Below are 20,463 nucleotides of genomic sequence, written 5' to 3' on the forward strand. Positions count from 1 at the left end.
GCAGTTGGTCGGGTGCGGTTGGTCGGGCGGAGTCCCGCCCGGAGCGGATTCCGCGTTAGTCGTCCTGCATCTTGATGTCCGCGCTGAGCCCCTGGGCCATCTCGATGTCCTTGGAGTTGTTCAGCGTCCACGCGGTGCGCTCGGTGACGGCCTCGATGACCTCGCGGGCGCTCGGGTAGCCGTTACCGGACTTCTTCACGCCGCCGAACGGCAGCTGGACCTCCGCGCCGATGCACGGGAGGTTGCCGTACGCGAGGCCGACCTCCGCGTTGTCGCGGTAGTAGTTGATCTGGCGGTAGTCCTCGCTGATGACCGCGCCGGCGAGGCCGTACGGCGTGTCGTTGTGGATCTCGACGGCGCGCTCGATGTCACCGGAGTACTCGATGAGCGCGACGTGCGGGCCGAACACTTCCTCCTTGATGGAGCGGAGGTCCGGGGAGTAGTCGACCTCGTAGACGAACGGGCCGACCCAGTTGCCGTCCTCGTGGCCGGCGGGGATCTCGTCCTCGTCGAACTCCGTCCGGTCGACGAGCACGTTCTTGGCCTCCTCGCGGGCGAGCTCGTTGTACTTGCTGATCTTCTCGACGTGGCCCGGCTCGATTGCGGGACCCATGAACGTCCCCTCGTCGAGCGGGTCGCCGACGGCGATCTTCTCGGCGATCTCGACGTAGCGCTCCTTGAACTCGTCGTAGACGTCCTCGTGGACGATGAGGCGCTCGCTGGAGACACAGCGCTGCCCGGTCGTCTTGAACGAGGACATCACGGCGGAGTGGACGGCGATGTCGAGGTCCGCGTTCTCCGTGACGACGATGCCGTTCTTCCCGCCCATCTCGCAGGCGGCGAGCTTGCCGGGTTGTTCGGCGACCTTCTGGGCGACCTCCTGGCCGACCTCCGCGGAGCCCGTGAACAGCACGGTGTCCACGCGGTCGTCGTCGACGATGGCCGCACCGGCGTCGCCGAAGCCCTGTACCATGTTGAACACGCCGTCCGGGATGCCGGCGTCCTCGAACATCTCGGCGATGATCTGTCCGCACCACGGCGTCTGCTCGGCGGGCTTCCAGACGACCGTGTTCCCCTCGACGAGCGCGACGGCCATGTGCCAGAACGGGATGGCGACCGGGAAGTTCCACGGCGTGATACAGCCGACGACGCCGCGGGGTTTGCGGCGCATGTAGGCGTCTTTGCTCGGGATCTCGGAGGGTACCACGTCACCGGACGGGTGGCGGGCGTCGCCCGCGGCCCACTCGACCATGTGCCACGCCTCGGCGACGTCGGCCTTCCCCTCGCTGATCTCCTTGCCGCACTCCTTGGTCACCACTTCGCCGAGTTCCTGGTGTCGGTCCTTGAGTTCCTGGTAGATGTCCCAGAGGTACTCGGCGCGGTTGATGCGCGAGAGCGACTGCCACTCCTCCTCGACTGCGTCCGCGGCTGCCGCGGCGTCTGCGACGTCCTCGGGTGTCCCCTGGTGGAACTCGCCGAGCGTCTCGCCGTTGGCTGGGTTGGTGCTCACGAAGGTCTCGTCGCCGTGACCCTCCACCCACTCGCCGTCTATGTAGTGTTGGTACGTCATCGACTGAAGGTGGGGGTGGCACGGTGAAAAAGATACACCTTCTATGGACGGTGTCCGTCCAACTCCGTTCGCCGATCGGTCCCGGCGGTCGGGGGCGGTCCACTCGACTGTGGCGTTGGAACTTCGGACGACGCCGCGCTCGAGTGGGGCCGACGGTTGTGTCGACCCCTCTCACGTACTGACCGTCCTATGGTCCCGCTTCGGTCGTGGTGGTGTTCGACTCTGCCGTGGTAGTGGTGGTGGTGGTGCCCGGCTCTGTCGTTGTAGTGGCGGTAGTGTTCGACTCAGTCGTGGTGGTGCCCGGCTCTGTCGTGGTCTCTGTCGTGGTGGTCGTGGTGTTCGACTCTGTCGTAGTAGTGGTGGTGGTGGTGTCTGATCCGTCCGTTTCGTTCGACTCCGAGGGAAGCTGGATCGTCTTGCTGGCGTCCTCGGCGGGGATCACTTCGAACGGCGTGTCCGCCGGTGCGTCGTCGGGGTTCAAGTACCCCGCCGCGATGGCAGAGTAGGCCGTTCCGCCCTCGAGTGAGACGTCGGCCGTGGTGACGACTTCACCGTCGTTGTCCTCGGACGCAGCGCGGATCTCGACGGTGTAGTCGCCCTCGGGGACGGTCATGTACTCCGAGGCGTTCTGGTAGCTGACGTTCTCGGCGAGCACGACGCTCCCGTTGTCCGTCGTGACGTCGACGGCGGGCGCGTCGGGCGAGAGGTGCACGACGCGGAGCGCCGACTCGTCGTCTGCCGGCGTGATGGCGGTGTCGTTGTAGAGGACGGGCTCGAAGCTCGTCTCCGCGTCCTCACTGATCTCGCCGCTGGCAGCCACGGTCGTCACCGAACCCGGATCGAGCGTGACCTCGCCATCGAACACCACGGTGTCCGGGTCGTCGGCCGCGGCGATGGTGACGTTGTACGTACCCGACTCGAGCGTGAGGTAGTCGCTGACGTTACCGAACGACACGTCAGACAGGACGGTCTCGTTGTCGACCGAGACGTCTACCGCTGGCGCATCGGGTGCGGCGTGGACGACGCGGAGGTACGCACTGTTCTGTTCGTCGTCTGTCTCTTGAGTACTCGATTGCCCGGTCTGCGCGACGGCTCCGATCGCCATCGTGCCTCCGATCAGTGCAACCGAGAGCAGTACGGCGATCAGCTTCTTGGATGTTAGTTCTGACAGCACACCTATCGATTCGGACGACACGCTCTTTGTTATCTGTAACCAGTCGAGAGAAACGCAGGGCAAAATCTGGCATCCCGAGAACGTGTCCGAGTAGTGGCGTTCGACACGGCTGACTGTCCGAGGGCTACTCGCAGGCGTGCTCGGTAACCCGAGCGAACCGCTTCACTCGAGGGGTTCGGCCCGTTTCGAGCCGCCGAGTTGAACCGCCCGACACGACTGGCCTACGGTCGAGTAACACCAGCGTACGGCCCGGAGTTCTCGTGAACGACAGGAGTACGGTCGAGTTGCCTGCGAGTGCACGCTACCGTCTGATGCGTCTCCGCCGGAGTGGGGGCGCGCCCGCGGCCACTCAGCGCGTCGCGTTCTCGTCCGCCGACGCGGCCTTCTCGATCTCCCCGGCCAGCGCCTCCGCGTCGAACGCGTGGTCGGGACGGATCTGGACGAACGAGAGGAAGTCCTGGGCTCGCAGCAGTGCGTCGGCGGTGCCCTCGACGTCGCCGGCGTCCCCGACCGTGTAGTTGTCCAGCGCGACGTTCACGACCGTGCGGGCGCCGATGATCGGTTCGAGCGACGCGAGCGCCGACGCGAGGTCGTACGCCCGGGCGTTCGCGATGCCGTCCGCGGCGACGTTCGTCGCGTCGATGAAGTACAGTTCGTCGCCGGAGACCAGGACGTTCTCGCCGCGGAGGTCGCCGTGGGCGACGTCGTTGTTGTGCATCAGCGCCAGTGCCTCGAAGAGGTCCGCCGCGTACCGCTCGACGTCCTCGGGCGGGAGCCGGTCGAGGGGCGTGAACTCGGGGATGTACTCCAGGACGAGGACGCCGAGGCCGTCGACCTCGAACGCCTCGAGGGGTCTCGGCGCGTTCAACCCGAGGCCGCGGAGCTTCCTGGTGGCGACGAGTTCGTGTTCCGCCATCTCCACCGGGCCGTCGAACGGTTCGAAGAACCCCTCCCGACCGCTGGAGAACGCCCCGAGGTTCCGGGCGCCGGTGAACAGCGCGTGGACGAGCGCGTTCTGCCCCGAGACGACCTTCACGAACCACTGGTCGTTCATCACGCAGGGCGTCGAGAGCCAGTTGTCCGCGTCGAGGAACGACACCCGGACCGTCGGCTCGTCGTAACGGTCGGCCATCTCCCTGGCGACCGCCTCCAGCGAGTCCCACGGGACGGTACCCCTGACGAACCGGCGGATGCTCACAGTCGAGAAACGCACCGGTCGGATAAATGTCCGGCGGCAGTCCGGACGCCCTCCCCGATGGGGTCCCGGGACCCCCAAATCCGACTCGCGGTTCCGGTGTGTTTATGCGGTCGGTGGCAAATTTTGAGACATGAACTTCGACCTTCCCGACGAGCACCGGATGATCCGGGACACCGTTCGGGAGTTCTGCCAGGAGGAGATCGAACCGATCGCGTGGGACATCGAGGAGGAACACCGCTTCCCCGAGGAGGTGTTCGACGAACTCGCCGCCCTCGACATGATGGGCGTCCCCGTCAGCGAGGAGTACGGCGGTCTCGGCGGCGACCAGCTGATGTACGCGCTGGTCACCGAGGAGCTCGGTCGGGTCTCGGGCTCCATCGGCCTCTCGTACGCCGCCCACATCTCGCTGGCCTCCAAGCCCATCGAACTGTTCGGCACCGAGGAGCAGAAAGAGCAGTGGCTCCGCCCGCTCGCGGAGGGCGAGTACCTCGGGTCGTGGGCGCTCACCGAACCCGGCAGCGGGAGCGACGCCAGCGACATGGACACCACTGCCGAGAAACGAGAGGCACAGGGCGCCTTGGAGCGGAGCGGCGTCGCCGCGGAGAAGGACGGCGACGAGTACGTCCTCAACGGCACGAAGCAGTTCATCACGAACGCCTCCGTCGCGGGCAGCGTGCTCGTGAAGGCCGTCACGGAATCCGGCGCGGGCTACGACGGCATCTCGACGTTCATCGTCGACCCGCGCAACGACGACGGCTTCGAGGTCACCACGGAGTGGGACAAGATGGGGCTGAACGCCTCCCCGACCTGCGAGATACAGCTCTCGGACTGCCGCCTCCCGGAGGACCGACTCCTCGGCGAGGAGGGCGAGGGCTGGGACCAGACGAAGAAGACCCTCGACGGCGGCCGCATCTCGATCGCCGCGCTCTCGACGGGACTCGCCCAGGGCGCGTTCACCGCCGCGAGGGAGTACGCCGTCGAACGCGAGCAGTTTGGCCAGCCGATCTCGAAGTTCGACGCCATCCGGAACAAGCTCGTGGACATGCACCGCAAGACCGAGCGCGCCCGCTTGCTGACCCACAAGGCAGCGGCCCGCTACGACGCCGGCCAGTCCGTCACGCAGGAGTCTGCACTCGCGAAACTCGACGCCAGCGAGGCCGCCCGCGAGGTCGCCGAGGACGCCGTCCAGACGCTCGGCGGCTACGGCTACACCACTGACTTCGCCCCCCAGCGGTTCTTCCGCGACGCGAAGCTCATGGAGATCGGCGAGGGCACCAGCGAGATCCAGCACCTCGTCCTCGGTCGCGAACTGGGGCTGTAACGCCAGTCGCTCCGACTCCTCGGCGGTTCCAGCTCGGAGCACTCGGCCGCCGTACCCGCTGGTAGACGGGTTGTCGTGCGGTGAAAAAGCGGGGGCAGGTGAGCGCTCGTTCAGGCGATGCGACCGGGAGACTCCGGCTCCACGTCGACCGGTTCCGTCTCGGTCTCGGTCTTCTCGCGTCTGAAGGTGTTCAGCCCGATGAGCTGGTTCATGGGGCACTTCTGGGTCAGGCCGGTGATGGTCAGGATCGCGCCGACGACGACGCTCGCGGCGAACGCGATGGGTCCGAGGACGATCGCCCCGAGCAACTCGGCCGCCGCAACGACTAGGAGTGCCGGGCCGACGATCAGCCTGAGGAGGCGGTCGACGCCGCCCACGTTCTTGGTCGACGGGTATAGTTTCATAATCCACCTAGTGTAGGCGCTCTGAGGGAATAAACTAGTAGACCCAGATAGTGGCCAGAAACCTGTGCTGTCCCGGTTCGTTCCCTGATCGAATCTGCCTCCCCAGGTCCCGGGCGACGACCGCTCTAGCCGCGCTGTTCGAGGATGCGGTCGACGATGGTGCCCGTGGAGAGCAGTTCACCCTCGTACTGCTGTTCACGGGGTGACGCCCGCCGGACTTCGCAGTCCACCCCACGCTCGGCGAGCTCGGCTTCGATAGCGTCGGCGTCGTGGTGCTGGTCGTAGCCCAGTGCGATGACCGCGGGCTCGATCTCCTCGATGGGTGCGAAGATGTCCGTCGGGTGGCCGACGCGGGCGTGGTCGACGGCGTCGAGGGCGGCGACGACGTCCCGGCGCTGGCGGTTCGGGAGGATCGGCGGGTCCTTGTGCGTGACGTTCTCCCGGCGGGCGACGATGACGTGGAGTTCGTCGCCCATCGCCGCGGCGTCCTCGAGGTAGTGGACGTGGCCCGGGTGGATCAGGTCGAACGTCCCCTGTGCGACGACGCGTCTCATTCGAGTTCCTCGTCGATATCTTCCTGGGTGAAGTCGAAGAACGATTCGGGGTCGGGGAGGTCGACGTCGAGGACGTCGAGGCTGCGGGGTTCGCCCTCGTGGTCGAACGCGCGCCAGCAGTTGCGACCGTACGGCGCGCCGAGGATAACGTGGACCTCGCCCTTGCCGAACATCGCGCGGTCGGCGTCCGATGGCGCGAGCACGCCGTTCGGGTGGGAGTGGACGCTCCCGACGGTGCGCATGTCGTTGGGCACCTGACTCGAGTTGAACGTCGCGCTCACGGGGTTGGTCTTCGTCCCCGGCACCATCATCACGTCCGTGACGACGTAGCCGTCCTCGTCGACGTCGAGCTCCGCGGCCGGCGTCGCGCGTAGCAGCCCGAGGTACTCGTCGGGGTGGGAGTCCTCGGCGGCCTCCATCGCGAACTCCAGGGTGTCCCCGGCGATGCCGAGCACGGACGGGCGCCCACCGAACAACATTGTGCGACGGTGGGTGCCCGCGACTGTTGAGGCTTCCGGAACGCCGCCCGTGCGCACCTGTAAAGAGTTAAAAACGCAGACGCCGAACCTGCTCCCAAGATGAACGACGTTACTCCCGACGACGGGGCCGACGGCCCGGTCGTCGTCCGTCTCCACTCTTCTTGTACGGCCCAGGAGGTATCAACTGGCGAGTACTACCACGCGACTGTCAACGGCGTCGTCGACTACGGCATCTTCGTGGACATCTCCGAGCACGTCTCCGGGCTCGTCCACGAGTCCACGTTCGACGGCGGCGAGTCCTTCGACGTCGGCGACGAGATCGTCGTCCACCTCACCGAAGTCCGCGAGAACGGCGACCTGAGCTTCGAACTCGCCGACCTGGACGACTACGAGACCGTCGAGCGCGCGCACAGCTACGAGCGCACCGCCGCCGCCATCGTCGGCCAGCGCGTCGGCGACACCGTCCACGTCGAGGGCGAAGTCGTCCAGATCAAGCAGACCGGCGGCCCGACCATCTTCCGCGTTCGCGACGACACCAGTGCGGTCCCGTGTACGGCCTTCGAGGAGGCCGGCGTCCGCGCCCACCCCGACGTCGAGGTCGGCGACATCGTTCACGTGAAGGGCGACGTCGAGGAGCGCGAGGGAACCTACCAGATCGAGGTCGGCGAACTCGACGTGCTCACCGACGAGGACGCCACCGACATCGCGCGTCGCCTCGACGCGGCGCTCGCAGACCAGGCCGAACCCGTCGACGTCGACCCGCTCGTCGACTGGCCGGCGCTCGAACAGCTGCTCCCGGACCTCCGCGACGTCGCCCGCACCCTCCGCCGGGCCGTCCTCGAGGGGCGTCCCATCCGGATGCGCCACCACGCCGACGGCGACGGGATGTGCGCCAGCGTCCCCGTCCAGTACGCGCTCACGAAGTTCATCGAGGACGCCCACCAGGACGACGACGCACCCCGCCACCTCCTCCGACGCCTCCCGTCGAAGGCGCCGTACTACGAGATGGAGGACGCCACCCGCGACCTCAACTTCGCACTGGAGGACCGCGCGCGCCACGGCCAGAAGCTCCCGCTCCTGCTGATGCTCGACAACGGTAGCACGGCCGAGGACACGCCCGCGTACAAGACCCTCGACCACTACGACATCCCCATCGTCGTCGTCGACCACCACCACCCCGACCCGGAGGCCGTCGACCCGCTCGTCGACGAGCACGTCAACCCGTACCTCCACGGCGAGGACTACCGCATCACGACGGGGATGCTCTGCGTCGAACTCGCCCGGATGCTCTACCCCGGCCTCACCGACGAACTCGAACACGTCCCCGCGGTCGCCGGACTCTCGGACCGCTCGAAGGCGCGGGCGATGACGGACTACCTCGAACTCGCTCGCGAGGCGGGCTACGACGAGACGTTCCTCCAGCAGATCAGCGAAGCCCTCGACTACGAGGCGTACATGCTGCGCTACGACCCCGGTACGGACCTCATCAACGACGTGTTGAACGTGGGCGGTGACGAGGAACGACACCGCGACCTGGTGCCGTTCCTCGCGGAGCGCGCCGACGAGGACGTCGACGAGCAACTCGACGCCGCGATGCCCCACGTCGAGCACGAACGCGTCGCGAACGGCGCGAACCTCTACCGCATCGACGTGGAGAACCACGCCCACCGGTTCACGTACCCCGCGCCCGGCAAGACGACGGGCGAGATCCACGACCGGAAGGTCGAGGAGACGGGCGAACCCGTCATCACCATCGGCTACGGGCCGGACTTCGCGGTGCTGCGCTCGGACGGCGTGCGCCTCGACATCCCGGTGATGGTCGAGGAACTGAACGAGGAACTGCCCGGCGCCGGCGTCTCCGGCGGCGGTCACCTCGTCGTCGGCTCCATCCGCTTCGTCCCCGGGATGCGCGAGGCGGTCCTCGACGCGCTCATCGAGAAGATGGCCGAGGCCGAACTCGACGAGGAACTCCGCAGCGCGCCGACGCGGTAACTACCCGCCGTCACCCTCGAAGCTGATTCTCCGCGCGCAGTAGCCGGCGAGCAGCGCCGCTCCCGCGACCACACTCCCGAGTCCGACCGGGAGTCGCCAGGCGCCACCCCGCCAGTCCGCGCGGAACGCCCGTTCGTAGCGCCGGGCGACGCGTTCGTCGCGGACGACGACGTTCACCTCGCGGTTCTCGGAGACGGCGTGGTCGTTCCAGTTCAGACTCCCCACGAGGACGCGTTCGCCGTCGACGACGGCGCCCTTGGCGTGGACCTTCTCGAAGCGCGAACGCGGTTCGACGAGGCGAGCGCGCAGGTCGAGGTTCTCGCGGTCGGCGACCCGTTCGAGTCGCCGGGTGACGTTGCGGTTCTCCTCGCGGTTGTACCACGCGCCCGAGAGCAGCACCCGGACGCGGACGCCCCGCCGGGCGGCGTCGACCGTCCAGTTCAGGAACTCGCTGTCCGGGTCGACGCGCACCTGCTCGACGAGCAGCGACTCCTCGGCCGACGCGAGCAGTTCGCGGACGCCCCGCCGGGCGTTGTCGGGCGCGAGCAGGACGCGCACGCTGTCGGCTCGCGTGCGAACCTCGTCGAACCTGGTGGGGTAGGCCGCCGTGGCGGGGTCGCCTTCGACGAGCGTGACGTTCGGCCGGACTTCCTTCCAGGGTTTCGCGTCCGCCCAGGCCGCGTCGGCGCGGAACACGGTGGCGAGGTGGGTGGCCACGCGGTCGTCGCGGAGCGTCACGCCCCACCTACGGCTGCCGTGTCCGCCCGTCCCCGTGGGCTTCCAGTTCTCCGAGAGAACGACCGCCCGGTCGTCGACGACCGCGTACTTCGGGTGGTGGAAGCTGTACCGCGCGCGCTCGCCGTCGAGGACGCGAACCTCGACGTCCGCTGTGCCGAGCGCGTCGAGACGCGTCGCCTGAGTGGCTGGCATCCCGCCCACTGGTCCGCCCTCGACGAGCACGCGAACGTCGACGCCACGCTCGGCTGCGTCGACGAGGGCTGTGGTGACGCGCTCGGAGGTGTGCGTGTAACCGGCGAGGTAGAGCCGCGAGTCCGCGCTCTCGAGGACGGCCTGTGGCGGCCCCGGTGCGTCCGGTAGTACGAACCCGGAGACGGCGACGTTCTCTACTGTGAGCGGCTGGAAGTCGGTCGCACCCAGCGGCGTCCACTCTCCGGCCGCCCAGCGCTCGGCCTCCGGAGCGGCCGGGTAGGTCACCGCGTCGACGATCTGTCCTCCGGCCTGGAGCTCCACACGCTCGCCACCGTTCGACAGCGAGAGCGCCCCCTCCAGACCGACGACGGGGAGGTCAGTCCGGTTCCTCGCCACCGCGGGGTCGGTGGAGAGTGCGACCGTGCCGGACAGCGTCCGGTTCGGTAGTGCCGCGGTGGTCTCGCCGTCGTCGAGGGCCCACCCGGTCGTGTCGGTCTCGTCGGGGAAGCGGACGGCGACGAACTCGCCGGCGTCGCCGCTCGTGGCGGGGTTGGGGGCGACGGCAGTGAGGGTGGCCGACGCGAGTAGCGCGGCGACTGCGACGCGGACGAGCACGGCGGGAGGTGGTCCCGGCTTCGTACTTGAACGTTCGCGTCGCTGGGGGCGAGAGATCCGAGAGGAGAGGGCGGGCTACGCGGTGCGTGCCGCGCCAGCGTCGAGTGCGTCGCCGGCCTTCCGGGCCTCCTGCTGGACGATGTACGAGCGGTCGTCAGTGTACTCCGCGGCGACGTCGAGGGCGTCCTCGGTGCCGATCTGGACGAGCGCCCACGCGGCGGACGTCCGGACGCTGTCGGAGTCGTCGTCGTCGAGCACGTCCGCGAGCGGCTCGATGGCTCGCGTGTCACCGATGAGGCCCAGCGAGCGGGCGGCTTGGCTGCGTACGCCCTCGTCGTCGGCGACGAGCTGGTCGGCGACGTCCTGGGTGACCTCCTCGCTACCGATCTCGCCGAGCGCCTTGATAGCGGTCGTCTGGAGTTTGCGGTTGCTGTCGGAGTCGACGTAGTCGATCACGTGTTCGACGCCGTCCTCGCTGCCGATCTTGCCGATGATCTCGATGGCGCGCAGGTCGCGGCGCGCGGCGAGCTGTCCGACCTCGTCGAGGGCCTCCACGCTGCCGATGTGGAGGAGTGCGTCCATGCAGTACTCCTCCATGAAGTCGGTGTCGCCCATGTGGTCGAGGACGAGCAGGATCATCTCGACGTTCCCGCGCTTCTTCCACTCCTTGAGCGCGCTCAGCTCCGGGGGGAAGTCCTTGTGCTTCTGGTTGATGACGTCGTAGTAGCCCTCGTACTGGAGCTTCTGTCGGACGGAGAGGTCGTCCCACTCCTGGGCGTCCTCGACGCCCTCGGTGAGGCCGTCGGTGGCTCCCACCAGCGCCGCGATGGTCTCCGCGTCGGTGTCCGGGTGCAGGTCGGCGCTCTCGACGGCCGTGACGACCTGGTCGAGGTCGTCGGCGAGTGCGTCCGGGTCGGCGGTGTCGCCGCCGGTGAACGTCTCGCCGAGCACGTCGGCGGCCTCGTCGAGGAACGCGTTCACGGTGGCCTGCAGGTCCTTTTCGCCCTGTTCGGTCCAGCGCGTCTCGCGCATCGTAGACTGGGCCTCCTCGACGTCCGAGACGGCGTCCTCGGCGTACGGACCGCGCTGTGCGTCGAGGTCGTCGCGGAGTGCCGAGAGCCGCGTCTCGAGGGACTCCTGTGGGTCCTCCTCGTCTTCGTCGTCCGGTTCCGGCAGGTCCGTCGCCTCGAGGTCGCTCTCGACTTCGTCGAGTTCCGCCTCGACCTCGTCGAGTTCGGCCTCGGTCTCGGCCGCTTCGAGGTCGGTCTCGGCGCCGTCGAGACGCGTCTCCAGCGTCTCCACGTCGACGTCCGCGACCTCCTCGTCGGGCGTCTCCCCGGGCGTCTCGTCGGGTTCCTCGTCCCCGTCGCTCATACTAACGCGTTCCGCCAGCGCGCCTATGAGCGTTTCCCTTCGGCCCGCCAGTAGAACCGCGGTGCGAGGAGGAGGTAGGCCAGCGCCCACGCCAGCAACGCCCGGGGGAACGACCGCGAGAGCGCCAGCGGCGCGAGTAGCGCGGCCGCCTGGACCACGCCCATCGCCAGCGCGTCGCGAGGGTACAGGTCCGGGTAGGTTATCGTCGTCACCATCAGCACGGTGAGGACCCCGGTGGCAGCGACGACCACCAGCGGGTCGGAGACGCCGGCGAGGACGCCCGCCGCGAGCAGTGTCGCCGCGAGCGTCGTCGGCACGCCCTCGGTGTGCGCGTTCCCGGTGTCGTAGGCCGTGTACATCCCGAGACGGACCACGCCGGCGGCGACGAACAGTGCGCAGATGCCGACCGCGAGCAGCGCCCGGGGCGCCGCGAACCCCCAGGTGTCGCCGACTCGTGCCGCCACGATGAACGCCGGCGCGACGCCGAACGACGCCACGTCGGCGAGCGAGTCGAGGTGTTCCCCGGCCGGCGTCGACCCGTACCGCCGCGCGAGCAGGCCGTCGAGGCCGTCCGCGATGGCCGCGAGCAGCACCAGTCGCGCCGCGAGTTCCACGTCGACGGTCGCCGCGACGACCGCCACGAAGCCGAGCGCCGCGTTCGCCGACGTGACGGCGTCCGCGACGCCCAACCGGCCGACGAACCGGGGGTGCATGATTCGCTCATGACGACAGGCGTCCTTACGTGTTTACATCCGCGCGCCGCCCGAGGCCCCCGACTCGGACCGCGTCGCCTATATGGGTCACGTCCCGACTGTCGAGCATGCAACGCCGGGCGTTTCTCGCCGCCGGTGCGGGCCTCGCGACCACGGCGCTCGCCGGCTGTATCGGTCCCACACTGGGGTCCTCGGACTACGACATCGGCATGCAGTCGAACGCGTTCGTCCCGGACCCCCGCGTCGAGGGCGTGGACCCGCCGACGTTCGAAGCCGCCGTCGGCGAGACGGTCGTCTGGGCGAACAGCGGGTCGCGCAACCACACGGTGACCGGCTACGACGACGGCATCCCGGAGGGCGCGGACTACTTCGCCTCCGGCGGGTTCGAGGACGAGACCACCGCTCGCTCGGCGTGGGAGAACAGCGTCGACGGCGGCGGCATCGTCCGCCCCGGCGAGACGTACGAACACACGTTCGAGGTGCCGGGCGACTACTACTACGTCTGTATCCCCCACGAGGACGCAGGGATGATCGGAAAAGTCGTCGTCAGCGAGTAGTACGCGTCGGTCGAAGCCCGGCGGTCAGGCTTCCGCTTCGTCTTCGTCGACGTCGACCGCGGTCTCCTCCTCCTCGTACACTTCCTCGGGGTGGGCTTCCAGCGTGGCCTTCTGGACCTCGACCCGGCGGAGCGGGTAGATGGTGTTCGCCTCGCCGTAGATGGCCGAGGAGAGTCGACCCTCGATGACGGAGTCGATGAGCGCCTCGAACGTGCGCTCCTCGCCGGCCTCCTCCACGAGGTCGATCATCGTGCGGCGGATGGCCTTCTGCTGGCTCTGGTCGGCCTGCTTGGTCGTGTAGGCGACCGGCTGGACCTTCACGCGGTAGTCGTCGGTCGTGAGGACCGTGATGGTCGCCTCGATCTTCGACGAGCCGCGGCGCACGAGACTGCGCTTGTAGTCCCGCGTGAGTTCGTGCTTGACAAACTCCGTCGACGCGGTGTCGCTGCCGACGTCGCTCACCTGAAAGGTGAGCTTGACGTTGTTCTCGCCGCCGTCGGCGAGTTCGCTCATCGTCGTCTCGATGGTTCGGTCGTAGACCTGTTCTGGCTCCTCTGCGGGGGTCTCGCCGAGCTCCTGCCGGTCGAACTCCTCCGGCGCGAGCACGGTGTACCACCGCTTCTCCTGGTTCTGCTTGGATACGGAACGTTCGCTCATGATTGGGTTGTGGTGTGTCGTTCGGCGTGCTGTGCAACTTCGGTGGCCACCGTGACGTTGACGACGTAGTCGTCGAGGGTCGAGGCGAGGCCGGCGGTGTCGTCGCGCTCGATGCGCGTGACGACCGTGCCGTCGTCCGCACCGTCGCGCTCGACGCGCGTCTCCATCTCGGTGGTGTTGTCCGGGCGGACCGAGCGCGCGACGACCTCTGGGTCCGCGACGTCGGTGCGGACGGTCGCCGTGCGCGTCATAGGTCACCCCGGACGGTCTCTACGAGGTCGGACTCGTCTTCGACGCGGGCGACGGCGAGGGACGGCGAACCGACGCCGTCCGGTAGCACGTCGCGTGCGTCTGCGTCGGTCGTGGCGAGCGCTGCGGTGCCGTCTCCCACGACGAGCGCCGCGGGTTCGGCCGAGCGGTAGTCGCGGACGAGACGTGCGACGGTCGGGTGCGCCGTCTCGGCGTTCGCGACGACGACACCCCTGTGTCTCGCGGGGTCGGCGGCGCGAACTGCCGCGTGTGCGTCCGCTGCGTGCGAGCGCCACGCGTCGAGCGCGGGCGGGCCGTCGACGCTACCGAGTGCGAGAGCGACCCCCAGTCCGGGGGCGTCCCACGCCAGCGCACCGAGCACGTCGGCGTACCCCTCGACCGTCTCGAAGGGGCCGTCCGGCGTCTCGTGCGGGCGGAGCGCGTCGCTCACGCGTTCTGCCGCGCGGGCCTCTCTGCCGTCGGTCGCGTCGAGCGCGACCACGGACGCGAGCCTGCGCCGCGCGTCGTCGTCGAGTTCCGCCGGGAGGGCGAGTTCGGCGAGCGTCGCGCCCGCCGCCTGCTCGTCTCCCGAGAACGACGCGTGGAGTCGGGTCGTGTGCGCCAGTCCCGCCGCGAGGTCCGCGGTCGGGACGCCGACGCCGGGTCGCCGACTCAGGTCGGCAGCTTCGCGCACGTCGCTGGACGGCTCACCGTCGTCGGCGAGCGCGCCCGCGAACGCCAGTACCGGACTCGGCGACGCGCCGAGTTCCCGGGCCGCGTCGAAGGCCTGGTTCGAGGCGTCCGCCGCGAACGCCGCGTCCGCGGCCGGTGTCTCGACGCCGACGGTGACGTGGGTCGCATCGGCGACGTCCGGAGCCGGAGCCGTTCGAGCCACGCGCACCTGGTAGGGCACGTCGCGCTCGTCGCAGGCCCCCGCCAGCGTGGCGGCGGCCGCGAGGCTCCCGCCGGTCGGCGCGGCCGTCACGCGGACGAACTCCGCGTCGGCCAGCGCCGAGACGGCGTCGGGCTCCGTCGTCGCTGTACTGCGTCCCGTCGTCGCCATCTACTCGAGTAGTTCCTTCGCGTTCTCGTGCGAGTACTTGAAGTCCGCGTCGAGTTCGTCGCCCCGGTAGTAGTCGACCAGGCGACGGATCTTCGACTGGGTGTTCTGGAGTGCGCGCTTGTTCTGGTGGTCCTGTCCGTTCTCCTCGACGTGCTCGAAGAGACGGACGGACTTCTCCAGGAGGTTCCGGAGGTCCTCGGGGATCTCGGGGTCCGCGTCATTCTCCTCGAGGATCTCGGTGACCTTCTTCCCGGTCGCCAGCTTCACGTCCGGGACTGGCGTCCCCTGGACGCCCTCGTCGCGCAGCTTCAGGCCGATCTGCGAGGGGTCGTGCCCCTGCTCGGCCAGTTCCACGACGCGGTCCTCGACCGCGTCCTCGTCTACGTCGCTCCACTCCGGCGGTTCGTCTGCCGTCGGGCGGTCCGAACCGGAGGACCCGCGACGGCGTGTGTGCATTCGTGCCATTGTTCGGATTGGAACTACACGAAACGCTGGCGGCACCTGACGGTGCCACGACACTACCGCAGTCCCAAGCCGCTCCGGACGCGTGGCGGAAAACGGTGCCACGCACCCGGCGAGCGGCGAGTCGGATCTACGGCCGTGTGGTTCCCTATCGTCAGCAAAACGCCCGGGCACGTAAAGGGTTTCCATCTCTGTGCTGCCCTCGACACCCCCCGCTTGCGGTCGAATCGCGGGGTTTATCAGGAACCCCGGGCAACGTGGAGATGCGTTCGAGGGCTCGTAGATCAGTGGTAGATCATCCCCCTGGCACGGGGAAGGCCTCGGGTTCAAATCCCGACGAGTCCACTCGACTTTCTTCGCGCCCCTCCGCTCACTCAGTCGATAGACCCGTCGACCCTCGCAAACTCGGGTTTCCTCGGTCCCGACGAGTCCGCGCCTGTTCTCGAATACGAAGCGACAGCGCTGTCGCTTTGCGTCGATTCTGCACTGTGCGTCCGAAGAAAACGCAAAAAGCGGAACTAGACTGCTACGACGTGCTGTTGAGCGTGACTTCCTCCTGGGTGATGACGGTCTCTGTACCGTCTTCACCGACAGCTCTGACGATCACGTTCGTTGTCACGTCGTCCTCACCGGTCACCGGAGAAACGGTAACCGAGTCCCCAACATTATCGAGAACTCCGAACGTGGTGCCGTTTACTTCGGCCAAAGAATTGCTAGCAGTGACGTTCAGTTTGACTGCGTTACCTTCGCTAATCCACGTGACGGTGGCGTTGCCGTCGTTGCTGTTCTGACTGACGTCGGCGCCAGCGTTGACGTTGTTGCTCACCTGATCGGGGAACCCGAGCACGAAGGTGGCAATAACGGCTGCCAGAATCACTGTGATGGCGACCATCAGGATGACCCCGATGACCGGCGATACGCCGCGGTCGTCCTCGTCCGGAACGTCGAATAAGCTGATCTTTTTCATTGGTCTGTGACACGCCGACCGTGTGGTCGGTTCGTGCGTAACACCCCTCTATGAGGTTGGAACCATAATACTACCGCTCCCAACAACCGAGAAACAAACCATTGGCTGACGCGTGTCTGACGGATTTCAGTCAGAACGAGTCACGGGGTGAGCGCGACTCGCCATGAAGATCAGCCTATTCGAGCTGACACCCCGGTGAAACCGAGGTGTTCACACGATTCACGGACCTCTTGTTAAAACATTCCGACTAGTCACAATTATCGAGATAGTGCGCGTCGAGCGCTCCCGAGAGAGATACCGGGCCGTGTCGTCCGGTTCGCCGAACCACCCGGAGCGACGCACTACGGGAGACGAATCCGGGAGCGACCGGTCGGCACTCCCGACGGCCGAAGAAGGAACGGTTTACATTCCGCTGGCCAGTACGGCCGCCAGTGACTCCCCGTTCGACACGACTACTCGGAGTTCGCAGACGGAGTGAACGTCGGCCGCTGTCGGGGCCGGTAGCCGGCCCCCAGTGATGTTCGCGACGATCGAAGCGCTCGTCGCGACGGCCAACGGGCCAGCTGGCCTCCTCTTCATCTTCGTCTACTCCGTCCTGGTCGCGTTCGTCCTCCCACTGCCCGGCGAACTGGTCCTGCTCCCGGCACCCCAGATGGAACTGGGCGTTCCGACCGCGCTCACCATCGGTGTCGTCGTACTCGTGAGTGCGGCCGGGAAGGCCGTCGGCAGCCTCGCGGCGTTCCGGATCGGTCGCGGTGCGGTCAGTGCTGGTCCCTCACAGTGGTTCCTCCAGCGGTTCGCGCCCAAGTCCGGCGCTCCCCGGGGTAGCGGACCGGTGCTGTCGTTCGTCCGCAGGTACGAGTACGTCGGCCTGGCGGTGCTGCTGTCGATTCCACTGATGCCCGACACGGTCGTCATCTACGCCTTCTCCGTCCTCAACACCGACGACGAACGGCGACTGGTTATCGCGGCCTTCGTCGGGACGGTCGGTCGACTCCTGGTGACGCTGGCGGTAGTCACCGGCGCCCTCGCGGTGATCTGAGCGACGCTGGCGGGGTTCGCCGGGCGAGGTCGTCCAGGGGAGCCTGGTTCGTTGGTGACACGTTGCCCGTCAGGTTGATGCGTGGTTGCTGTGAAGGGGTGTGGCATGGACGCGCGCGGCCAGTCGGAGACCATCGGTCTGGTGCTGTTGCTCGCCATCACGGTGGCGAGCGTCGGCGTCGTCGTGACGGTGGCTGGCAGCGCACTCGACAGTGCGGAACACTCCTCGTCCGTCCAGCGCGCCGAGCAGTCGCTGAGCCTCTTCGACGCCCGGGGCGCGCTCGTCGCGCTGGGCCAGACCGACGGCCAGACGGTGTCGCTGTCCGGTTCGGCGGGCGGGAGCTACGACGTGCGCCCGGACTCCGGGCACATCACGGTGATACGACAGGACAGTGACGGCGACCAGGTCGGCGACCCGATCCTGGACACGTCGCTTGGCGCCATCGTCTACGAGAACGGCGACGCGGAGGTCGCCTACCAGGGCGGGGGCGTCTGGCGCTCGCAGGGCGCGGGGTCGCGGATGGTGTCCCCGCCCGAGTTCAACTACCAGGACGCTACGCTGACGCTGCCCCTAGTCCGGGTGACCGGCGGGGAGTCCTCCGTCTCCGGGAGGCCGACGGCGCGGGTGACGCCCAACGATGTGGACGTCTCGAAGTTCCCGACGGAGACCCTCTCGAACCCGCTGTCGAACGGTACGGTGATCGTGACCGTCCAGAGCGACTACTACCGCGGGTGGGCGGCGTTCTTCGAGGACCGGAGCACCGGGAACGTGACCGTCGACGAGGCGAACCAGACCGTCGAACTGGAACTGATCGCGCGCGGGACCGGCGGTGGGTTCTCGCTCCAGGAGACGCCAGTGAAACTCCGCGGTCTCGGCGACGACGAACCGATCGACTCGCTGTCGTTCACACTGGAACCGAACAAGGAATCCAGTTTCAACGACCTCGACTGGTCGCTGGTCGCGGACGACGGTGGCTCCGAGCGCTTCGAGGTGAACGTCGCCGGCGCGAACCCCTGCAAGGGCAAGGAGTCGGAGGTGACCCTCACGTACACGAACGGCGGGACGACCCACGAGTGGCGCAACGACACCGCGTTCACGGCGGACGGCTCGACGTACTCGTACTCCTGTGACGGCGACACGCCGACGCTCCACCTCGACCTGACCGGGCCGACGAACGTCACCTACCAGGACGCCTCGTCGCCGCTGTCGAACAACTCCACGGGGTACCTCGTGAACCACTACCTCTCGGAGCTCGGGCCGAACGTCGACCTCGAAACCGAGTCGAAGGGGAACAACAACGCTCCCGGGAACTCCGAGAGCGTGGACCTGGACGCCTCGACGGGAAACGTGGAGTACTCGTCGTCCAGTTCGCGCGTGGTGACGTTCCTGCACGTCACCGAGAACGCCATCAACGTGACGCTCAGTTGAACGCGGCGTCCACGACGACTGCCTGGACGTAGACGTCGTCGGCGTCCAGCGGGCAGCGCACCTCGTCGACGAAGCCGTCAGCCGGACCGTCGCACTCGGCGTCGAGTTCGTCCTCGAGGTAGCGCTCCCACGCCGCGGCCCGCGGCGAGGTGACGACGAGGTCCGCGTCGACGTCCTCGAACGTCCGGACCTCCCGGTCCGCAACCGTCGTCCGGACGAGCAGGCGGCGGGTGTTGTCCGTACTGACGTCGCTACTCGCCGCGCGCGTGACGACGTACGGGACGAACGTCCGGTTCCCGGTGGCGAACCGCGGTTCGTCGAACAGTACCGCGCGGTCGCCATACTGTCGGAACAGCGCGCCGTTCGAGTAGACGAGTTCGCTGCCGTCGTCCGCGTGGTAGACGAGTGGCCGCACTGTCGTCGCGTAGTAGTCACTGCCCGCCGTGACGTTGAACGTGACGGGGTCGCCGAACTGGAGGGCGCCGTCGGAGAGCATGATCTCCGTGGTTCGACTCGGTGCGCCGCGGACAGCGAGGTCCTCGACGTTCGCGTCGAGCACGTCGAAGGCCCGTTCCGTGTTGGCGAACTGCTGGGCGTCGCGGGCGCCCGTCAGCGCGTCGAAGCCCCCGACGTAGGCGACGGCGACGGTGGAGACGACGATGCCGAAGACGAGCACGAAGCCGAGCGTGTCGCTCACCCCGCGACTCCGTTCAGACACGCTCCACCTCCAGGGCGTCCGCGTCGGCGTCGTAGACGAACGCGAACCGGCCGTCCGAGTAGGTGGCCGCCGGGACGTGCGTCTCGCTGTCGTAGGGGACGCTCACCCGCACGCTGGGTCGCTCGGAGACGAGGACGACGTGGTCGTTCCCGCTCTCGTTGACCCGCACGTCGTAGGTCGTACCGGCGACGCGTTCGGGGACGTCGACGACGTAACGGACTGACCCGCCGTCGCTCGCACGCGCGAGCCGGTCGGTCGCCGAGAGGTCGGCCGCGACGCGCTCGCCGACGACCTCCAGTTCCGTCTCGACGGCCGCCCGGCGCTGGTCGTCGACGAGCGTCCCCGCCGACAGCATCAGCGTGGTGACGAGGATGGCGGCGACGCCGAGGTTCAACACGTACCCCAGCGCCGTGGAGACCCCGCGGCTCACATCCGCCACACGACCACCTCCACCTCGACGACGCCGTACGTCGGCCCCGGGTCGTCGGGACCGAAGTACGACGCGTTCTCCAGCGTCGGCCCGCCGTCGGTACCCGTGACGCGCTGGTCGTCGTAGAGCGTCACTAGTCGTGTGGCGGCGACCGCGTCGGCGCTCGGCTGGCCGTTGTAGACGACGCGCCGCAACTCGCGGTCCCCGTCGGCGTCCACGTAGTAGGCATTGAGGTTGTACGCGACCGCACGTTCCCCGAACGTCGCACCGAGCGCGTCACCGAACGTCGTGTTCGGCGTGCTCCCGAGGTAGTAGCCGCGACGGCTGGCGTTCCAGAACGCGGCGCTCGACTCGTTCCAGTAGCGCAGCGTCGTCGACAGCGACCCGTCCGCGCTCGCCGTCTCCAGCAGCCCCGCGGCCGCCTGCTCGTGCTGAGTCTCGATGTGCTGGCTCGCGGTGCTCGCGGTGAGGGGGGTGACAGCGGTCGCCTGGAGAGTGAACGCCACCGCCACGACGACGACGAGCGCGGCGGCGACCCCCTCCAGCGTGTGTGCCTGTCCCCGCAT

General features: G+C 68.0%; 22 protein-coding genes and 1 tRNA gene. 6 read left to right on the forward strand and 17 right to left on the reverse strand.

The features are described from left to right. Positions 1 to 55: 55 nt before the first annotated feature. The 3 genes from LT965_RS14245 to LT965_RS14255 all read right to left on the reverse strand — a co-directional run bounded on the left by LT965_RS14245 (position 56) and on the right by LT965_RS14255 (position 3,942). On the reverse strand, positions 56 to 1,570 hold the full coding sequence (locus LT965_RS14245; RefSeq protein WP_232701521.1) for an aldehyde dehydrogenase family protein: 1,515 nt from the start codon (positions 1,568 to 1,570) through the stop codon (positions 56 to 58). Between the two features lie 187 nt (positions 1,571 to 1,757). Further along, a complete protein-coding gene (locus tag LT965_RS14250) occupies positions 1,758 to 2,675 on the reverse strand; it encodes a DUF4397 domain-containing protein (protein WP_232701522.1) in 918 nt (305 codons plus the stop codon). Positions 2,676 to 3,093: 418 nt separating this feature from the next. After that, entirely contained in the window at positions 3,094 to 3,942 is an 849-nt protein-coding gene (locus LT965_RS14255) for an RIO1 family regulatory kinase/ATPase domain-containing protein (protein WP_232701523.1), read from the reverse strand. A gap of 130 nt (positions 3,943 to 4,072) precedes the next feature. Here LT965_RS14255 and LT965_RS14260 point away from each other — a divergent pair, with 130 nt between their 5' ends. Next, positions 4,073 to 5,263 (forward strand): acyl-CoA dehydrogenase family protein, encoded by a 1,191-nt coding sequence (locus LT965_RS14260; protein ID WP_232701524.1) that lies wholly within the window; start codon positions 4,073 to 4,075, stop codon positions 5,261 to 5,263. A 110-nt stretch (positions 5,264 to 5,373) separates the two neighbouring features. Here the strand turns inward: LT965_RS14260 and LT965_RS14265 are convergent, their stop codons facing one another. From LT965_RS14265 to LT965_RS14275, 3 genes are all read right to left on the reverse strand, one after another. Next, on the reverse strand, positions 5,374 to 5,640 hold the full coding sequence (locus tag LT965_RS14265; RefSeq protein ID WP_232701525.1) for a YgaP family membrane protein: 267 nt from the start codon (positions 5,638 to 5,640) through the stop codon (positions 5,374 to 5,376). Between the two features lie 152 nt (positions 5,641 to 5,792). Beyond that, positions 5,793 to 6,221: an FAD synthase family protein gene (locus tag LT965_RS14270; RefSeq protein WP_232701526.1), complete on the reverse strand. Its 429-nt coding sequence runs from the start codon at positions 6,219 to 6,221 to the stop codon at positions 5,793 to 5,795. Then, on the reverse strand, positions 6,218 to 6,700 hold the full coding sequence (locus LT965_RS14275; protein WP_232701527.1) for a JAB/MPN domain protein-containing protein: 483 nt from the start codon (positions 6,698 to 6,700) through the stop codon (positions 6,218 to 6,220). Before LT965_RS14275 ends, LT965_RS14270 begins: the two co-directional genes overlap by 4 nt. A gap of 99 nt (positions 6,701 to 6,799) precedes the next feature. Here LT965_RS14275 and han point away from each other — a divergent pair, with 99 nt between their 5' ends. Next, on the forward strand, positions 6,800 to 8,692 hold the full coding sequence (gene han, locus LT965_RS14280; protein WP_232701528.1) for a Hef-associated nuclease: 1,893 nt from the start codon (positions 6,800 to 6,802) through the stop codon (positions 8,690 to 8,692). Here han and LT965_RS14285 read toward each other — a convergent pair whose 3' ends face one another. The 3 genes from LT965_RS14285 to LT965_RS14295 all read right to left on the reverse strand — a co-directional run bounded on the left by LT965_RS14285 (position 8,693) and on the right by LT965_RS14295 (position 12,324). Then, entirely contained in the window at positions 8,693 to 10,237 is a 1,545-nt protein-coding gene (locus LT965_RS14285) for a phospholipase D-like domain-containing protein (protein WP_232701529.1), read from the reverse strand. Positions 10,238 to 10,312: 75 nt separating this feature from the next. After that, positions 10,313 to 11,611 (reverse strand): HEAT repeat domain-containing protein, encoded by a 1,299-nt coding sequence (locus LT965_RS14290; protein WP_232701530.1) that lies wholly within the window; start codon positions 11,609 to 11,611, stop codon positions 10,313 to 10,315. A 23-nt stretch (positions 11,612 to 11,634) separates the two neighbouring features. Next, entirely contained in the window at positions 11,635 to 12,324 is a 690-nt protein-coding gene (locus tag LT965_RS14295; RefSeq protein ID WP_232701531.1) for a protein sorting system archaetidylserine synthase, read from the reverse strand. 107 nt (positions 12,325 to 12,431) lie between these two features. Here LT965_RS14295 and LT965_RS14300 point away from each other — a divergent pair, with 107 nt between their 5' ends. Beyond that, positions 12,432 to 12,881 (forward strand): plastocyanin/azurin family copper-binding protein, encoded by a 450-nt coding sequence (locus LT965_RS14300; RefSeq protein WP_232701532.1) that lies wholly within the window; start codon positions 12,432 to 12,434, stop codon positions 12,879 to 12,881. 24 nt (positions 12,882 to 12,905) lie between these two features. Here the strand turns inward: LT965_RS14300 and LT965_RS14305 are convergent, their stop codons facing one another. From LT965_RS14305 to LT965_RS14320, 4 genes are read right to left on the reverse strand one after another with little or no spacing between them, the layout of a single operon-like run. Beyond that, positions 12,906 to 13,538 (reverse strand): 30S ribosomal protein S3ae, encoded by a 633-nt coding sequence (locus LT965_RS14305; RefSeq protein ID WP_232701533.1) that lies wholly within the window; start codon positions 13,536 to 13,538, stop codon positions 12,906 to 12,908. Next, entirely contained in the window at positions 13,535 to 13,789 is a 255-nt protein-coding gene (locus tag LT965_RS14310; protein WP_232701534.1) for a KEOPS complex subunit Pcc1, read from the reverse strand. Before LT965_RS14310 ends, LT965_RS14305 begins: the two co-directional genes overlap by 4 nt. After that, on the reverse strand, positions 13,786 to 14,850 hold the full coding sequence (locus LT965_RS14315) for a hypothetical protein (RefSeq protein WP_232701535.1): 1,065 nt from the start codon (positions 14,848 to 14,850) through the stop codon (positions 13,786 to 13,788). The genes LT965_RS14310 and LT965_RS14315 overlap by 4 nt, the downstream gene beginning before the upstream one ends. Beyond that, positions 14,851 to 15,315 carry a 30S ribosomal protein S15 gene (locus tag LT965_RS14320; protein ID WP_232701536.1) on the reverse strand — a complete coding sequence of 155 codons (465 nt, stop codon included), beginning with the start codon at positions 15,313 to 15,315 and terminating at the stop codon, positions 14,851 to 14,853. A gap of 270 nt (positions 15,316 to 15,585) precedes the next feature. On the opposite strand from LT965_RS14320, the gene LT965_RS14325 reads away from it, so the two are divergent. Continuing rightward, positions 15,586 to 15,657, forward strand: a tRNA-Ala gene (locus tag LT965_RS14325). A 181-nt stretch (positions 15,658 to 15,838) separates the two neighbouring features. Here the strand turns inward: LT965_RS14325 and LT965_RS14330 are convergent. Continuing rightward, positions 15,839 to 16,279 carry a type IV pilin domain-containing protein gene (locus tag LT965_RS14330; protein WP_232701537.1) on the reverse strand — a complete coding sequence of 147 codons (441 nt, stop codon included), beginning with the start codon at positions 16,277 to 16,279 and terminating at the stop codon, positions 15,839 to 15,841. Positions 16,280 to 16,796: 517 nt separating this feature from the next. Between LT965_RS14330 and LT965_RS14335 the strand changes: the two genes are divergently transcribed. Further along, complete coding sequence (locus LT965_RS14335) at positions 16,797 to 17,321, forward strand: hypothetical protein (protein ID WP_232701538.1); 525 nt, start codon at positions 16,797 to 16,799, stop codon at positions 17,319 to 17,321. 105 nt (positions 17,322 to 17,426) lie between these two features. After that, complete coding sequence (locus tag LT965_RS14340) at positions 17,427 to 18,749, forward strand: DUF7289 family protein (protein ID WP_232701539.1); 1,323 nt, start codon at positions 17,427 to 17,429, stop codon at positions 18,747 to 18,749. Here LT965_RS14340 and LT965_RS14345 read toward each other — a convergent pair. Genes LT965_RS14345 through LT965_RS14355 form a run of 3 tightly spaced genes read right to left on the reverse strand, consistent with a single transcriptional unit; the run spans position 18,742 to position 20,463 of the window. Then, positions 18,742 to 19,467 (reverse strand): DUF7289 family protein, encoded by a 726-nt coding sequence (locus LT965_RS14345; protein ID WP_232701540.1) that lies wholly within the window; start codon positions 19,465 to 19,467, stop codon positions 18,742 to 18,744. The two genes, LT965_RS14340 and LT965_RS14345, sit on opposite strands and share 8 nt — an antisense overlap. Continuing rightward, on the reverse strand, positions 19,460 to 19,897 hold the full coding sequence (locus LT965_RS14350; protein ID WP_232701541.1) for a DUF7266 family protein: 438 nt from the start codon (positions 19,895 to 19,897) through the stop codon (positions 19,460 to 19,462). The genes LT965_RS14345 and LT965_RS14350 overlap by 8 nt, the downstream gene beginning before the upstream one ends. Further along, positions 19,894 to 20,463, reverse strand: a complete 570-nt coding sequence (locus LT965_RS14355; RefSeq protein ID WP_232701542.1) for a DUF7288 family protein — start codon at positions 20,461 to 20,463, stop codon at positions 19,894 to 19,896. The genes LT965_RS14350 and LT965_RS14355 overlap by 4 nt, the downstream gene beginning before the upstream one ends.

The sequence above is a fragment of the Halobacterium wangiae genome (genome assembly GCF_021249345.1).
Classification (GTDB): Archaea; Halobacteriota; Halobacteria; order Halobacteriales; family Halobacteriaceae; genus Halobacterium; species Halobacterium wangiae.

Bases quoted from the DNA above. Each gene is read 5' to 3' on its own strand.
- LT965_RS14250 (WP_232701522.1), bottom strand. From the start codon at position 2,675: ATGGCGATCGGAGCCGTCGCGCAGACCGGGCAATCGAGTACTCAAGAG.
- LT965_RS14295 (WP_232701531.1), bottom strand. From the start codon at position 12,324: ATGCACCCCCGGTTCGTCGGCCGGTTGGGCGTCGCGGACGCCGTCACG.
- LT965_RS14275 (WP_232701527.1), bottom strand. From the start codon at position 6,700: ATGTTGTTCGGTGGGCGCCCGTCCGTGCTCGGCATCGCCGGGGACACC.
- LT965_RS14260 (WP_232701524.1), top strand. From the start codon at position 4,073: ATGAACTTCGACCTTCCCGACGAGCACCGGATGATCCGGGACACCGTT.
- LT965_RS14320 (WP_232701536.1), bottom strand. From the start codon at position 15,315: ATGGCACGAATGCACACACGCCGTCGCGGGTCCTCCGGTTCGGACCGC.
- han (WP_232701528.1), top strand. From the start codon at position 6,800: ATGAACGACGTTACTCCCGACGACGGGGCCGACGGCCCGGTCGTCGTC.
- LT965_RS14315 (WP_232701535.1), bottom strand. From the start codon at position 14,850: ATGGCGACGACGGGACGCAGTACAGCGACGACGGAGCCCGACGCCGTC.
- LT965_RS14355 (WP_232701542.1), bottom strand. From the start codon at position 20,463: ATGCGGGGACAGGCACACACGCTGGAGGGGGTCGCCGCCGCGCTCGTC.
- LT965_RS14300 (WP_232701532.1), top strand. From the start codon at position 12,432: ATGCAACGCCGGGCGTTTCTCGCCGCCGGTGCGGGCCTCGCGACCACG.
- LT965_RS14335 (WP_232701538.1), top strand. From the start codon at position 16,797: ATGTTCGCGACGATCGAAGCGCTCGTCGCGACGGCCAACGGGCCAGCT.
- LT965_RS14340 (WP_232701539.1), top strand. From the start codon at position 17,427: ATGGACGCGCGCGGCCAGTCGGAGACCATCGGTCTGGTGCTGTTGCTC.
- LT965_RS14330 (WP_232701537.1), bottom strand. From the start codon at position 16,279: ATGAAAAAGATCAGCTTATTCGACGTTCCGGACGAGGACGACCGCGGC.
- LT965_RS14305 (WP_232701533.1), bottom strand. From the start codon at position 13,538: ATGAGCGAACGTTCCGTATCCAAGCAGAACCAGGAGAAGCGGTGGTAC.
- LT965_RS14310 (WP_232701534.1), bottom strand. From the start codon at position 13,789: ATGACGCGCACGGCGACCGTCCGCACCGACGTCGCGGACCCAGAGGTC.
- LT965_RS14245 (WP_232701521.1), bottom strand. From the start codon at position 1,570: ATGACGTACCAACACTACATAGACGGCGAGTGGGTGGAGGGTCACGGC.
- LT965_RS14270 (WP_232701526.1), bottom strand. From the start codon at position 6,221: ATGAGACGCGTCGTCGCACAGGGGACGTTCGACCTGATCCACCCGGGC.
- LT965_RS14290 (WP_232701530.1), bottom strand. From the start codon at position 11,611: ATGAGCGACGGGGACGAGGAACCCGACGAGACGCCCGGGGAGACGCCC.